Origin of the sequence: Ruegeria sp. HKCCA5491 (genome assembly GCF_013034565.1) — a bacterium.
In the GTDB taxonomy this organism is placed as follows: domain Bacteria; phylum Pseudomonadota; class Alphaproteobacteria; order Rhodobacterales; family Rhodobacteraceae; genus Ruegeria.
This window is the reverse complement of sequence record NZ_WQGG01000001.1, coordinates 341,715-356,347: the sequence shown is the minus strand read 5'-3', so window position 1 is coordinate 356,347 and position 14,633 is coordinate 341,715. Positions and strand designations below refer to the sequence as shown.

Sequence of the window (14,633 nt, the reverse complement as noted above, 5' to 3'; positions counted from 1 at the left end):
GGAATGGGCGCACGCTAGACTGCGCCTCATGACCGATTTCACTTCAGCTCTGGCCGAGTTTGCATCCGGCCCAATTTCGACTTCGTCCCAGACCCGTATTGTGACGTCCCTTTCGGTACTCGACTGGATGGCCGTTGGTCGTGCGGGCGCCAACGAACCCGTTTCTATGACGGTGCGCGATCTTGTTTTGGGCGAAGGCGGCACAGGGCAGGCGCATCTATTTGGTGGCGGCCGCGCACCTTTGCGAGGGGCCGCGTTGGTTAATGGGACAGTTTCTCATGCTCTGGATTACGACGATACGCATTTCGCTCATATCGGGCACCCGTCGGTCGCGGTGCTGCCAGCAGCGTTGGCGCTATGTGAATGGGATGATCGGATACTTGTAGATTTTCTCGAGGCCGCTTTGGTCGGGATGGAGCTGTCCATCCGGATGGGGCTGTGGCTAGGGCGGGACCATTATCAGGCCGGGTTCCACCAAACCGCGACGTCCGGAGCGTTTGGAGCGGCGGCTGCAGCGGGCCGGGTGCTTGGCTTCGATGTGGATCAGATGCGCAAGGCTCTGGGTCTGACCGCCACCCGGGCGGCAGGTTTGAAAGCTCAGTTTGGAACGATGGGCAAACCCTATAATGCGGGGCTTGCAGCATCAGCGGGCGTCGAAGCCGCGCTGTTGGTCGCCAAGGGGTTCGAGCCTAGTTCCGATGCGTTGGAAGGTCCTTTTGGTTTCGGTGCAACGCATCAAGGTCAATCCGAGGCAGAAGCAGCATTGAACGGGCTAGGGGATGATTGGTTGTTCGAGTCGGTCAGCCACAAATTTCATGCCTGTTGTCATGGCCTGCACGCGGCGCTTGAGGCCGCCTTGGAACTGGACATAGCAGAACCAGAAGTGGCCGAAATCAAGATCAGGACCCATCCACGCTGGATGAGCGTGTGCAATCAGATGTCGCCCACAACGGGGTTGGGGGCCAAGTTTTCCTATCGGACAGTGATTGCGATGCAGGCGCTGGGTTATGACACGGCGTTGCCAGCCAGCTATTGCGAAAAAACATGCGCCGATCCGCGTCTACTTTCGCTGCGCGACCGTGTGACGGTCGAGGCAGATGAGACTTTATCTGAGACTCAAGCCCACCTGACCCTGCTGCGCCGTGACGGTATCCGCAAAGAGGCGAGCCATGATCTGTTGACCCAGTTGCCTCTGTCCGAGCGCGAGGATCGGGTGCGCGGCAAGGCCACCAAGCTGATCGGAGGGGATGAAGCGGACGCGATCTGGTCGATGCTACGCACCGGAGGCCGCGCCCGTGATCTGGCAGAGCTTCTGGCGGGTTAGACCACGCGCCAGTGCAGCGGAAATCCCGGATCGAACACTGTGACAGGCCCGTCACCGGACTCGATCTTGTCGGGATAGACGACCGGTTCGCCCTTGGTCAGCGTAATTGTGCCCTCATTAACCGGCAGGCCGTAAAATCCGGGGCCATTGAGCGACGTAAACCCTTCCAGCTTGTCCAAAGCGCCTTCACGGTCGAACATCTCGGCCACCAGCGACATGGTGTTTGTCGCGGTGAAACACCCGGCGCAGCCACAAGCCATTTCCTTGTTCGCATCCGTATGCGGCGCGCTGTCGGTACCCAAAAAAAACCTTGCATCGCCCGAGGTCGCAGCAGCCAAAAGCGCCAGCCGGTGTTCCTCGCGCTTGGCGACGGGCAGGCAATAGTAATGCGGCTTGATGCCACCGACCAGAATGTGGTTGCGGTTGATGATCAGATGATGAGCTGTGATCGTCGCGCCCAGATCACTGTCATTGGCCTTGACGTAGTCTACACCGTTCGCGGTGGTAATATGCTCCATCACCACACGCAGGCCGGGCGTCGACTTGCGGATCGGGTCCAGAACACGGTCGATGAACACGGCCTCGCGGTCAAAGATGTCGATCTCTGCATCCGTGACTTCGCCATGCACACACATGGGCAGGCCAATCTCGGCCATCTTTTCAAGCACCGGACGCATCTTGTCGAAATTCCGCACGCCCGAGGCCGAATTGGTCGTGGCCCCCGCCGGATACAGCTTGCACGCCTTGATCAGCCCGCTGGCATGGGCTGCAGCGACGTCCTCGGCGTCTGTGTTCTCGGTCAGATATAGGGTCATCAGCGGCTCGAACGTCATCCCGTCGGGCAGGGCGGCCAGAATGCGGTCGCGATAGGCGGCGGCCTGATCACCGCGCACCACGGGCGGCACGAGGTTCGGCATGATGATCGCACGGGCAAAATGGCGCGCGGTTTCGGGCAGGACGGCTTCCAGCATCGCGCCATCGCGCAGATGCAGATGCCAGTCGTCGGGGCGGCGGATCGTCAGGGTATCGGTCATGGTCCCCGGCTAGCACAGTGCGCGCAGCCGCGAAAGGCCCCGATTTTGCACCTATCTCTTGTCAACTTGTCGGAACGTCGTAAGTCACCTGAAAGCCGATGGTCTTGACGCGCGCGTTCGGTCATGACCTGTTGTGCCGAAGGGGAGAAAACCATGACGCAGCCAAATTCTATCGACGCCGTTCAGACCATGCTGGGCGAACAGGGCTATGTCTGTGGCCGGGCCTTGGCCACGGTCGTCTTCCTGTCGCTGAAACTGGGCCGCCCGCTGTTTCTGGAAGGCGAGGCCGGGGTCGGAAAGACCGAGATCGCCAAGGCGCTGGCCGCCGGGCTAAACCGCCGATTGATCCGACTGCAATGTTATGAGGGGCTGGATGCGTCCTCTGCCGTCTATGAATGGAACTTCCCGGCGCAGATGGTAGCGATCCGTACCGCCGAGGCATCTGGTGGCGCGGACCGGGGCGCACTTCAGACTGAGCTTTTCTCGGACGACTACCTTATCGAACGCCCTTTGCTGCAGGCCATGCGCCCGGACGAACACGGTGCGCCGGTCTTGCTGATTGATGAACTCGACCGCACGGATGAACCATTCGAGGCCTTCCTGCTCGAAGCCCTCAGCGATTTTCAGGTGACGATCCCCGAGCTGGGCACTGTGAAAGCGCCCAAGCCACCTATTGTCATCGTCACCTCAAACCGCACGCGCGAAGTGCATGATGCCCTTAAACGCCGCTGCCTCTACCACTGGGTCGACTACCCGGACTTCGAGCGTGAGATCGAAATCCTCCACGCCCGTGCCCCCGAAGCGGCCGAAGCCCTCAGCCGCGAGGTGGTGGCTTTTGTTCAGCACTTGCGCACCGAAGATCTTTTCAAGAAACCGGGTGTGGCTGAAACGATTGACTGGGCCAAGTGTCTGCTGGCCCTTGATGTGATCAACCTCAGCCCTGAAGTCATCGGCGACACGCTGGGCGCGATCCTGAAATACCAGGACGACATTCAGAAACTTCAGGGGTCCGAGGCGAAACGCATTTTGGACGAAGCCAAAGCCACTCTTGAACCGGCCTGATGTTTCTTCTGCTCAAAAATACTTCGGGGGTATGGGGGCAGAGCCCCCTTGATTTTTGATGGTCGAGCAACTCCCGCTGGATATCCCTGAAAATCCAAAGCTGGCGCAGAACATCACGCATTTTGCCCGGGCTCTGCGCAAAGCCGGACTGCCTATTGGCACAGGCCGTGTCGTGGACGCCATTCGTGCGGTGCAGGCGGCAGGATTTTCCGAGAAACAGGATTTCTATTGGACCCTCCATGCCTGTTTCGTGAACCGACCTGAACATCGAACTGTTTTCGCGCAAGTCTTTCGCATGTACTGGCGTGATCCGCGCTATATGGAGCACATGATGGCCATGATGCTGCCTGCCGTGCGGGGCGTTCAAGAGGATCGCAAGGCCGATGCGGGCGAAAAACGCGCGGCCGAGGCTCTATTGGACGGTGTCGAGCGTGACCTTCCTGAAACGTCTGAATCCGAGGAAGAGACCGAACTTGAAATTGACGCATCACAAACGGCGTCGTCCGAGGAACGGCTGCGCAGCCTTGACTTTGAACAGATGAGCACGGCCGAAATCGCATTGGCTAAGCGCATGTTGGCGCGGATGACCCTGCCGGTAAAACCCATCGAGTCGCGGCGTGGACAGGCCAGCCATTTAGGCAACCGCATTGACCGCGCCCGAACCCTGCGCGCGGCCATGCGCCAGGGTGGAGAACTGCGGGACATCCAGCATCTCAAGCCGAAACCGCGCTGGCCCAATCTTGTCGTGCTTTGCGATATTTCGGGGTCAATGAGCCAATACAGCAGGATCATCCTGCATTTCCTTCATACGGTTTCAAACGCAAAGGGGGCGGGCTGGGCCAAGGTTCACGCGTTTACCTTCGGCACCCGACTGACCAACATCACTCGGCATTTGCAGCAACGCGATGTGGATGCAGCCCTTGCGGCGGCAGGGTCCGAAGCGCAGGATTGGGAAGGGGGAACCCGCATTGGTGATTGCCTGCACACCTTCAATCGAGACTGGTCTCGGCGTGTTATGGGGCAGGGTGCGGTCGTGTTGTTGATTTCCGACGGGCTGGACCGCGGAGAACCCGAGGCTCTGGCCAAGGAAACTGAACGTTTGCACTTGTCATCGCGCCGCCTGATCTGGCTGAACCCGTTGCTGCGCTGGGACGGGTTTGCGCCCAAGGCGCAAGGTGTTGCAGCAATGCTGCCTCATGTGGACAGCTTTCGCGCGGGACATTCCATTGCCACGCTAGAAGACCTAGCAGACGTAATTTCTAAACCCGACGATGTGGGTGAGAAAGCGCGGCTCATGTCCGCGCTTTCCGGGTGAAGTCTAACTTAGTTGTTCTTCGTTGCATTTGCGGGCCATTTCCATGGCCTTGTAGGTGCCCGTCAGATCAACGGTAAAGGCGAATTCCTTTTCGGGGAACACGACCATGACCTTTTGCTTGGCGATGTCTTCGGCAAATTGCGGGTCGTCCGACAAGACATAGCCGCCCGAGTACCCTTTGGTAATGTTGCCCTTCATGCCGGTCGCTTCGCCGATATAAAGGTTATCACCCAACAGAACGGCCACGGCCTCGGTGTCGCCGCGTTTGATATCGGTCTTGGCTTTGGTGAAAACGCCGACATATCCAACACCGCGATCTTCGGTTAGGCCCATCTGAACCACATTTTCCGAGTCATCCACCGCTTCGATCAGGCAGGATTTCTTGTCTTGGTCGATGAATACTTTCCAGCCCTCAACCTCGCCATAGCGCAGGAATGTGTTTGCAGATGCGATCGTCGATGTGAACAGACCAATGGCTATTCCCAGTGTAACAATGCGTTTCAACTCTCTGTCTCCGTTGTAAAAATGAGATCTGTTATACGCTGGATGCTGCCAGCGGTGGGCTCAAGCTACGACCAGAGAACACGACAATCAACGGTTTGAAAAATCCGCCTCGAACTGAGCCTTTTTGCGCCGAACGGGCGCGATGAACCAATGGGTTAGAAACGGTCACGAACATATTGGCCTTTAGGCTCACTTTTCATTACGGCAAACCTCCCTATGTTGGATCAGAATACGCCGGGAGGGTGCCATGGACAGATTCGACAACAGCCCGGAAACGGCTTTGCGTTGGTATGATGAGGGTAAATCTGCCGCTCTTGCCACTGTCGTTGAAACCTGGGGCAGCGCGCCGCGCCGCGTCGGAGCGCAATTGGTCATCGCCGGAGATGGCCGGATCGAAGGGTCAGTGTCAGGCGGTTGCGTCGAAGGCGCAGTCATTGTCGAGGCGCTGGAAGCGATCGACGAGAAAGAGGCGCGATTGCTGGAATTCGGTGTCAGCGACGAAGACGCCTTTGCCGTTGGGCTTGCCTGCGGCGGTACGATCCGGGTTCTGGTCGAGCCCATCGGAAGCGTGCTGCCCGAAGCCATGTTGCGTGAACTGGTCGATGCGCGGGCCGGGCGCAAGCCTGTCGTGTACGAAGTTAATGTCGAAACGGGCCACAGAGCCCTGAAACGAGATGCCTATCCGCAGCGTGTGCGCATGGACCGATCGGGTTTTGAGGAAGACGGAAAGACATTTGTGGCGGTCCATAACCCTCCGCTACGTCTGATTATCGTGGGTGCTGTTCATATTGCGCAGGCGTTGGTGCCAATGGCGCGGATTGCCGGGTACGACCCCGCGATCATCGACCCGAGGGATGCATTTGCCTCGGACTCGCGTTTTCCCGGGGAAACCATACTGACCGATTGGCCTGACGAAGCCGTTGCCAAGCTCGGGTTGGATGTGCGCACTGCCGTCGTTTTGCTGACCCATGACCCCAAGCTGGATGATCCGGCGCTTGAATCTGCGCTTCGGGCCGGGGTGTTCTATATCGGTGCCTTGGGGTCCACCCGAACGCATGCGAAACGCGTTGCACGACTGACTGAGGCAGGCTTCACCAAAGCCCAGATCGCCCGAATCCACGGCCCGATTGGTTTGGATATCGGGGCCGCCGACCCGTCGGAGATTGCGGTGGCAATTCTGGCTCAGATGACCGCTGTACTAAGAGGCAAAGCGTGAAATTCGGACCCATTCCCGTGGCTGATGCAAACGGCGCGATACTTGCCCACTCGGTCAAGGTTGGTGAAAGCAAACTGCGCAAGGGGATTGTTCTTGCGCCTGAACATCTTGATCAGTTGACGGCTGCGGGCCACACCTCGGTTACAGTTGCGCGACTGGAACCGGGTGACTGCCATGAAGATGATGCCGCGCAGATGTTGGCGGACTCGCTTGCGCCAGACCCGGGCGCTGTCGGGCTGCGCGTGACGTCGCCCTTCACCGGCCGTGTGAACCTGCTTGCGGATGGGCCGGGTGTCGTCGTTTTGGATGTCGACGCGCTTGAGGAATTCAATCGGGTCAATCCGATGATTACCGTGGCGACCGTGCCGCAGTATCAGCAGATGAGCGAAGGGGGGATGGTCGCGACAATCAAGATCATTTCCTATGCCGTGCCGGGGGCTGATGTGCTGCATGCCTCTCGTCTTGCGAAAGCTTCCATTCGATTGGTCCAACCAACGCTGAAAACAGCGGGGCTTGTGGTGACAGATATCCCCGGCGGACCGTCCAACGAAAAGGGAATTGCGGCAATCCGCAACCGGGTCGAAACCTTGGGAATGCAGCTTACAGATGTGCGCATTGTCCCGCATAGCCCCGAGCATTTGGCTGAGGCGATTGCAGCAATGTCCGGTGATCTGGTGATGATCTTAACCGGTTCTGCAACATCCGACGCTTATGATGTGGCACCCCAAGCGGTTCGCGCCGCCGGAGGGCAGGTGGATCGGTTTGGCATGCCTGTAGACCCCGGAAACCTGCTGTTTTTGGGGTCATTGGAATCCCGGCCGGTGATCGGTCTACCGGGATGTGCGCGCTCTCCGGCATTGAACGGGGCTGACTGGGTGTTGTCCCGCGTGGCGTGCGGGGTCGAAACTACGGGTGTCGATATTGCCGGGATGGGCGTTGGTGGCTTGCTCAAGGAAATTCCGACACGGCCACAGCCACGGTCATCGCGAAAGCGTAATTGAGTTCCGGCAATTCGCCAGACCGCAGAAAAATCGCAGTTTTTTGTTCTCAAATGAAAATCCTCGTGTTTAACTCTCGTTAAGGGAAAACACGAAATGGGAGGAATTCATGACACAGGTCTCGATGACTGTGAATGGCGTAGCTGTGAGCGGTGAGGTTGAGGGTCGGACGTTGTTGTCTGGTTTTTTGCGCGAGCATTTGTCTTTGACTGGTACGCATGTTGGGTGTGACACGGCGCAATGTGGTGCGTGTGTTGTGCATGTGGATGGTCAGGCTGTGAAGTCGTGCAACATGTTGGCTTTGGAGGCGGATGGAGCCGATGTTGGCACGATTGAGGGTCAGGCCAATGCGGATGGGTCGTTGAACGTGATTCAGCAGGCGTTTCAGGATCATCACGGTCTTCAGTGCGGCTTTTGCACGCCGGGGATGGTGATGAGCGCGGCGGCTTTGCTGAAAGAGAACCCGCGCCCGACGGAAGGAGAGATCCGGCATTACCTGGAGGGCAACCTGTGCCGGTGCACGGGCTATCATAACATCGTCAAGGCGATCATGGCCGCATCTGGTCAGGACGTGAGCAACATCGCCGCCGAATAAGCGGCCCGAGGGAGGAGAACAAGCAATGCCCAAAGACAGTGGCATCGGAGCCAGTTCCAAGCGGCGCGAGGACGTGCGCTTTCTGACCGGAGCAGGCAATTACACCGACGACATCAACGTGGCCGGACAGGCCTATGTGTATTTTCTGCGCTCGGATATCGCGCATGGTAAGATCAACAGCATCGACACCTCGGCGGCCGAGGCCATGCCGGGTGTGGTCAAGGTGTTTACCGGCAAGGATTTCGAAGGGGTGGGCGGCATCCCCTGCGGCTGGGAAGTGACCGACAAGCACGGCGCACCCATGCAGGAACCGGCGCATCCCATTCTGGCACAGGGCAAGGTGCGCCATGTGGGCGATCCCATCGCCGCCGTGGTGGCCGACAGCCTGGCCCAGGCCCGCGATGCGGCCGAGGTGATTGACGTCGACCTCGAGGAACTGCCTGCCGTGATCGACATGAAGGCGGCGGTGCAGGATGGCGCGACGCTGGTCCATGACGATCTGAAGAACAATGTCTGCTATGACTGGCAGTTGGGCGAGACCGACGATGCCAAGGTCAACGAGGTGTTCGCCAATGCGGCCCATGTGACCACGCTGGATCTGGTGAACAACCGTCTGGTTGCCAACCCGATGGAGCCGCGCGTGGCGGTGGCGGAATACAGCCGCGGGACCGAGGATTATACGCTCTATACCACTTCGCAGAACCCGCATGTGATCCGGCTGCTGATGTGTGCCTTTGTGTTGGGCCTGCCCGAGCATAAGGTGCGCGTGGTGGCCCCGGATGTGGGCGGTGGCTTTGGCACCAAGATCTTCCACTATGCGGAAGAGGCATTTGTGACCTTTGCCGCCAAGGCCTGCAACCGGCCCGTCAAATGGTCGGCCAGCCGGTCCGAGGCGTTCATGTCCGATGCCCATGGCCGCGATCACGTGACCACGATCGAACTGGCGCTGGATGCGGAGAACAACTTTGTCGGGCTGCGCACCAATACGCTGGCCAATATGGGGGCTTATCTGTCGACCTTTGCCAGCTCGGTACCCACATGGCTGCATGGCACGCTGGCGGCGGGCAATTACACCACGCCGGTCATTCAGGTGAACGTCAAGGCGACCTTCACCAACACGGTTCCGGTGGATGCCTATCGCGGCGCGGGCCGGCCCGAGGCGACGTACCAACTGGAGCGCGTGATCGACAAGGCCGCGCGCGAGCTGGGGGTCGACCCGATTGCCCTGCGGCGTCAGAACTTCATCACCCAGTTCCCCTATGACACGCCGGTCGCGCTGACCTATGACACCGGGGACTATAACGGGACCATGGACAAGCTTGAGGCTGCCGCCGATCTGGCGGGCTTTGCCGCGCGGCGTGCGGAAAGCGAAGCCAGGGGCAAGCTGCGGGGCCTGGGCATCAACTGCTATATTGAGGCGTGCGGCATTGCGCCCTCGAACATCGTGGGGATGCTGGGCGCGCGTGCGGGTCTGTATGATGCCGCCACCGTGCGGGTGAATGCCACCGGCTCGATCAGTGTCATGGTGGGCGCGCACAGCCATGGGCAAGGGCATGAGACCGCCTTCCCGCAGATTGTGGCCGACATGATCGGCATCGACGAGTCGATGGTCGAGATCGTGCATGGCGATACGTCCAAGATCCCGTTCGGCATGGGCACCTATGGCTCGCGCAGCCTCGCGGTCTGTGGCTCGGCCATGGTCAAGGCCACCGAGAAGGTGATCGACAAGGCCAAGAAGATCGCAGCCCACCTGCTCGAGGCCTCCGAGGCGGATATCGAGCTGAAGGACGGTCAGTTCAGCGTCGCGGGCACCGACAAGTCGGTGGCCTGGGGCGATGTGACCCTGACGGCTTATGTGCCGCATAACTACCCGCTGGAAGTCGAGCCGGGGCTGGAGGAGACCGCGTTTTACGACCCGGCCAACTTTACCTTCCCCTCGGGCGCCTATGCCTGCGAGGTCGAGCTGGACCCTGAGACCGGCAAGGTCACCATCGAGGCGTTCACCGCGGCCGATGACTTTGGCAACATCGTCAACCCGATGATCGTGGATGGCCAGGTGCATGGCGGTATCGGTCAGGGCATCGGTCAGGCGCTGCTGGAGAACTGCGCCTATGACGAGAACGGTCAACTGCTGAGTGCGTCCTATATGGACTACGCCATGCCGCGGGCCGATGACGTGCCTTTCTATGGCGTGGATCATTCCAGCCAGACGCCGTGTACGCATAACCCGCTGGGTGTGAAGGGCTGTGGTGAGGCCGGGGCCATCGGCTCGCCCCCCGCTGTGGTCAATGCGGTTCTGGATGCGATGCATTCGGGTGGCAAGGCTGTCGATCACATCGACATGCCGGTGAGCCCGTCGCGCGTCTGGGCGGCGATGAACAGTTGAGAGGTTGGGGTGCGAGGGGCCAGCCCCTCGCGCTCCCCGGGATATTTATAGCCAGATGAAGAACGGATCCGTGTTCTTCGGAAAGGAAATGCGAAATGTACAGTTTCGAGTTTGAGAAGCCTTCGACCATTGCCGATGCGGTTGCCGCGTTGGGGGCCGAGGACGCACAGGCGTTGGGCGGGGGGCAGACGCTGATCCCGACGCTGAAGCAGCGGTTGGCGGCCCCTTCGGCGCTGGTATCGCTGGGTGGGATTGCCGAGATGCAGGGCGTGTGCGTCGAGGATGACGGCTCGGTCTCGATCGGCGGGGCCACGCCCCATGCGGTGGTGGCGCGCGAGGCGGCGGGGTCCTATCCTGGGCTGGCGGCTTTGGCCGGGCAAATCGGTGATCCGGCGGTGCGCAATCGCGGCACCATTGGTGGCTCGGTGGCCAACAATGATCCGGCGGCCTGTTATCCGGCGGGCGTGCTGGGATCGGGCGCGACCATTGTGACCAACGCGCGGCAGATCGCGGCGGATGACTTTTTTCAGGGCATGTTCACAACGGCGTTGGACGAGGGCGAGATCATCACCCAGATCCGCTTTCCCGTGCCGCAGGCCGCGAGCTATCAGAAGTTCCTGCAACCTGCGTCGCGCTTTGCGTTGGTCGGCGTCTATCTGGCGCGGTTCGCAGATGGCGTGCGCGTGGCTGTCACCGGCGCCAGCGAAGACGGCGTGTTCCGTTGGTCCGAGGCTGAACAAGCGCTCAACACCGAGTTCCGCCCCGACGCCCTGACCGGCCTGAGCATCAACCCCGCAAACATGATCGGCGACCTGCACGGCAGCAAGGACTACCGCGCCCACCTCGTCAGCGTCATGACTAAACGCGCAATCAACGCCTGCTCGTAACACACCAATAAACCAAGGCCCGGAAACAAAGGGCCTTGGTTACACGGTCAAATATCTGACCCTACCGTCAGGAAGCACGCAATAGGCGGACGGGTATCCGTTTGTTTTCGCAAGTGTCCGTTCGATTTCATCCACACTCAGGTAACAAAACGCTGTGGACAGTGCATCGGCGGTTGTTGCATTCGAAGCTTCAACGCTGACCGTCGACCACACCGGCGCGCCGTGATTTCTGGGATCAAGAATATGGGTGTGCTCTGCGCTCAACCTCATCGCTTGCGGGCTGGATGTTGCGATCGCTCTGTCCTTCAGTTGGACAGTCTGAACGATGCCATGACGAGGGTCGGAAATACCCAAAGTCCATACCTTACCACCGGCGTGAAACTCTCCGACATTGACCAGAACTTTGGTCCAGCCTGACTGTTTGAGGACACCGGCAACCATATCTGTCGCATAGCCCTGCGCGATGCCGTTCAGTGTCAATTTCTGACCACGGCCAAGAACAATTCTGTCTGGAGAAATCTTCACACGGTCCCAGCCAATTAAGCCTTTTGCCGCGTCAAGATCTCTGCCCTTGGCCAATGCTTCCCACAACGGTTGAACCGTTGGATCAAATTGGCCACCTGTCAAAATGTACGCCTCTTGGCAGGCCAGAAGTAGCTGAAGAAATTGCGGTGATGGGTTGCGCAGGCTGCCTTGGCTGTTCAACTGCGACAAGGCTGAACTGGGGCGATACAGGCTGAATTGGTCCTCACAATCTTGCAGCAACGCGGTCACTTTTTCTATGGCTGCGGCGGCAGTGGTGGGGTCTCCCTCAAAGGTCAGGCTGACTTCGGCACCCAAAGCGTATCCGCGCCAGGTCGTTGTCTGAGCGCCAGCGGGGGCGGCAATTGCAGCGGCAGAGATTGCTAGAAAACGGCGGCGTTTCATCACTTGGCAGCAACCTTTCGTTCCTGACGGCGGGCGGCAATGATCAATGGGACGCAACGCTGACGGTCGTCGTGAATTGCGACGCAGTCCAAACATTGGAAGCATTCATTGTACTGGATTTCCCCAGTCTTTTTGATTGCACCATATTTACACTTTACCCGGCAAAGTTGGCATGGCGAACCACATTCAGCCTTGCGGTCGATCCAATCGCGTCCGCGTATAAGCCCTCCGATTGCCAAAAACGCGCCCAACGGGCAGACATAGCGGCAAAACCCTTTGAACATGACCATGCCCAGGAAAAGCCAGAAGGCGGCATAAACGGCATAGTACCATTCGCGCACGAAGAAAGTGGTGATAGCGGTTTTGAAAGGTTCCACCTCGGCGGCTTTGTCGATCTGATCGGGGATCGTAAAAACGACAACGACAAGACCCGCGAGCACCACGTATTTCAACCATTTCAAACGCTGGTCCCATTTGTCGGACGGTTCTATTTGCGGAATCCGCAAAGCCCTTCCTAAATGGTGCGCAAATTCCTGCAGCGCGCCAAATGGGCAGAGCCAGCCGCAAAACAGCCCCCTGCCCCACGCGACAAGACCAACAATCGAAACCGCCCAAATCAGGAGCGAAAAGGGATCATAGAGAAGAAACGCAAAGCTGCCTCTCTCGAGTGCGGCGCGAAGGGTGCCGAGAACCGTCACGATTGACAATTGCCCCTGACCCCACCACCCGACAAATCCAACGACAACAGCCAGAATGCCAAGGCGGTACGGAGTGAACATTGGCTGGGCGGCAAGTGAATTCATTCGGAATCCAAGCACGGACACCAGCCCAACCAAAAATACCGACAGGATAATCATGTCGGATTGGCGGCTTCTCAGAGCTTCCAACCACGGGGGTGCAGGTTTGATCTGAACGGGTCGGGAAAAGAAACGATCAGGGGTTGAGTGTGAGATTTCGAGTGTTACCGACCCGGTTTCCGGCTGGAACATGCCATGTTCCCGCACGGCCAATACCTTTAGAATCCAGTCCCGCGAAGGATCAAAACCCAATCGCCGGTCTGTCCGCAGGATCATGGCAGTGCCATCTGGCGCGCCATCTGCCAGTTCAACAAGCAGGTCGGCATCGCGCAGGGCCACTGGCAATCCATCCTGTTCGGCTGAAATCCAATCAGGCGCTGTGTTTCGAACGAATTCATCACTAACAAGGCCGTGTCGGGCGGTTTCGATCAGAAGGATCGGCTCATCATTGTCCGAAATCTCCATAAAACCCTGCAGTTCTTCGAAACTGCCGGTCGAAAGCGCAGCACGGGCAATTGATTTAGGCCCCAAGTCCACGATCCACAGGTCGAGATACGGCTCATCCGGGTAATCCCGTGCCTCGGGGTCGTCATCTTCCCACAAAGTGCCAGCAAAAAGTGCGTCCACTTCGGAATTTGACAGCGTTTTGTGGGTTGCGATCCCGGTGGCGATCAAGTCATCCCAAGTCAGGTTTTCGTCATGATCCGGGTTCGGGAAGGCGGGCGGTGACGTCGCCAAGCCCTGCATCTTTTCCCGCGCCACCGCAAGAGCAGCGCCCATGACCGATTCATGCGCGATGCGGACACTGGCAGTGGCCTTGGTAACGCCGTCGAGGTAAACAAGCTGTGATCCCGATGCGGCGTCGCCGTACTGTGTGCCGACTACGATTGAGTCCGAGATCGAATGTCCCCCATACTGCTCAAAGAACTTGTGAAAGGGCGCTTGTCCCAAACCTGAGACAAAGATCGGTTCATTATGCTCAATCAGTTGGACGTCCATGAACCGCCCTTCCAGGTCCAATACAACCAACATGTTGATCGGCGCTCCGGAAAAACCCGGCAAGGGCGCTAAGGGCTCAGTTTCAAAAACAAATCCGGCCTCGATACCGCCCGAATTCAGGAGCGCATAGACCCCTTTGTCGTTCAGGGCGTCCCCAAGGGAAAACGGCGCACGAATAAAGTCCTCGAGTTTTTCCCGCGGCAGCGGTTCAGCTTCAGCCATCAGGCTGCCGAATAGCAGGATAATCATTGCAACCAGCGTGCGCATGGGCTGAACACTATATTTCCCATCACACGCAGGACATTCGACGAAAGTCCTAAAACGCAGTTTGCCTATCTCGGGCCATTGACGATGCGCGTAATGGATCAGACAATGAGATTACAGTCTTACGACCAAAGCAGCATTTTCCCGATAAGGTGCCGGTTGTAGGTTTTTTGCTGTAGTCACCCAGCTGTGGAGGAATCAATGACCTGGAGCACGCCTAAACTGAAGGAAGTGAATTGCGGCATGGAGATCAATATGTATTCTCCGTCCGAGGACGAAGGCCGCGAGCACGAGCGCGACCTGTTCTAATCACTTAAGCTCAGCG

General features: G+C 58.7%; 13 protein-coding genes. 9 read left to right on the top strand and 4 right to left on the bottom strand.

Annotated features, from left to right (window positions below; all coding sequences use genetic code 11):
* Positions 1-28 precede the first annotated feature (28 nt).
* Positions 29-1,324 carry an MmgE/PrpD family protein gene (locus GOV88_RS01655; RefSeq protein WP_171239337.1) on the top strand — a complete coding sequence of 432 codons (1,296 nt, stop codon included), beginning with the start codon at positions 29-31 and terminating at the stop codon, positions 1,322-1,324.
* Here the strand turns inward: GOV88_RS01655 and pyrC are convergent.
* On the bottom strand, positions 1,321-2,358 hold the full coding sequence (gene pyrC, locus GOV88_RS01650) for a dihydroorotase (RefSeq protein ID WP_171239336.1): 1,038 nt from the start codon (positions 2,356-2,358) through the stop codon (positions 1,321-1,323). The two genes, GOV88_RS01655 and pyrC, sit on opposite strands and share 4 nt — an antisense overlap.
* A gap of 153 nt (positions 2,359-2,511) precedes the next feature.
* On the opposite strand from pyrC, the gene GOV88_RS01645 reads away from it, so the two are divergent.
* Both GOV88_RS01645 and GOV88_RS01640 read left to right on the top strand, forming a co-directional pair.
* The gene (locus GOV88_RS01645; protein ID WP_171239335.1) at positions 2,512-3,420 is read left to right on the top strand and encodes a MoxR family ATPase; all 909 of its coding nucleotides are present in this window, start codon (positions 2,512-2,514) and stop codon (positions 3,418-3,420) included.
* Positions 3,421-3,478: 58 nt separating this feature from the next.
* Positions 3,479-4,735, top strand: coding sequence for a VWA domain-containing protein (locus GOV88_RS01640; RefSeq protein WP_171121276.1), 1,257 nt, complete (start codon positions 3,479-3,481; stop codon positions 4,733-4,735).
* A gap of 3 nt (positions 4,736-4,738) precedes the next feature.
* Here the strand turns inward: GOV88_RS01640 and GOV88_RS01635 are convergent, their stop codons facing one another.
* A complete protein-coding gene (locus tag GOV88_RS01635) occupies positions 4,739-5,239 on the bottom strand; it encodes a hypothetical protein (RefSeq protein ID WP_171239334.1) in 501 nt (166 codons plus the stop codon).
* Between the two features lie 247 nt (positions 5,240-5,486).
* Between GOV88_RS01635 and GOV88_RS01630 the strand changes: the two genes are divergently transcribed.
* The 5 genes from GOV88_RS01630 (at position 5,487) to GOV88_RS01610 (ending at position 11,321) form a co-directional block, all read left to right on the top strand.
* Complete coding sequence (locus tag GOV88_RS01630) at positions 5,487-6,455, top strand: XdhC family protein (protein WP_171239333.1); 969 nt, start codon at positions 5,487-5,489, stop codon at positions 6,453-6,455.
* Positions 6,452-7,456 (top strand): molybdopterin-binding protein, encoded by a 1,005-nt coding sequence (locus tag GOV88_RS01625; protein WP_171239332.1) that lies wholly within the window; start codon positions 6,452-6,454, stop codon positions 7,454-7,456. The genes GOV88_RS01630 and GOV88_RS01625 overlap by 4 nt, the downstream gene beginning before the upstream one ends.
* Before the next feature lie 106 nt (positions 7,457-7,562).
* Positions 7,563-8,048: a (2Fe-2S)-binding protein gene (locus GOV88_RS01620; protein ID WP_171121280.1), complete on the top strand. Its 486-nt coding sequence runs from the start codon at positions 7,563-7,565 to the stop codon at positions 8,046-8,048.
* A 25-nt stretch (positions 8,049-8,073) separates the two neighbouring features.
* Complete coding sequence (locus tag GOV88_RS01615) at positions 8,074-10,434, top strand: xanthine dehydrogenase family protein molybdopterin-binding subunit (protein ID WP_171239331.1); 2,361 nt, start codon at positions 8,074-8,076, stop codon at positions 10,432-10,434.
* Positions 10,435-10,529: 95 nt separating this feature from the next.
* Positions 10,530-11,321, top strand: coding sequence for a xanthine dehydrogenase family protein subunit M (locus tag GOV88_RS01610; RefSeq protein ID WP_171121282.1), 792 nt, complete (start codon positions 10,530-10,532; stop codon positions 11,319-11,321).
* Positions 11,322-11,360: 39 nt separating this feature from the next.
* Here GOV88_RS01610 and GOV88_RS01605 read toward each other — a convergent pair whose 3' ends face one another.
* Both GOV88_RS01605 and GOV88_RS01600 read right to left on the bottom strand, forming a co-directional pair.
* On the bottom strand, positions 11,361-12,248 hold the full coding sequence (locus GOV88_RS01605; protein ID WP_171239330.1) for an FAD:protein FMN transferase: 888 nt from the start codon (positions 12,246-12,248) through the stop codon (positions 11,361-11,363).
* Complete coding sequence (locus GOV88_RS01600) at positions 12,248-14,311, bottom strand: 4Fe-4S binding protein (RefSeq protein WP_171239329.1); 2,064 nt, start codon at positions 14,309-14,311, stop codon at positions 12,248-12,250. Before GOV88_RS01600 ends, GOV88_RS01605 begins: the two co-directional genes overlap by 1 nt.
* Positions 14,312-14,509: 198 nt before the next feature.
* On the opposite strand from GOV88_RS01600, the gene pqqA reads away from it, so the two are divergent.
* Entirely contained in the window at positions 14,510-14,617 is a 108-nt protein-coding gene (pqqA, locus tag GOV88_RS01595; protein WP_170537497.1) for a pyrroloquinoline quinone precursor peptide PqqA, read from the top strand.
* Positions 14,618-14,633 lie beyond the last annotated feature (16 nt).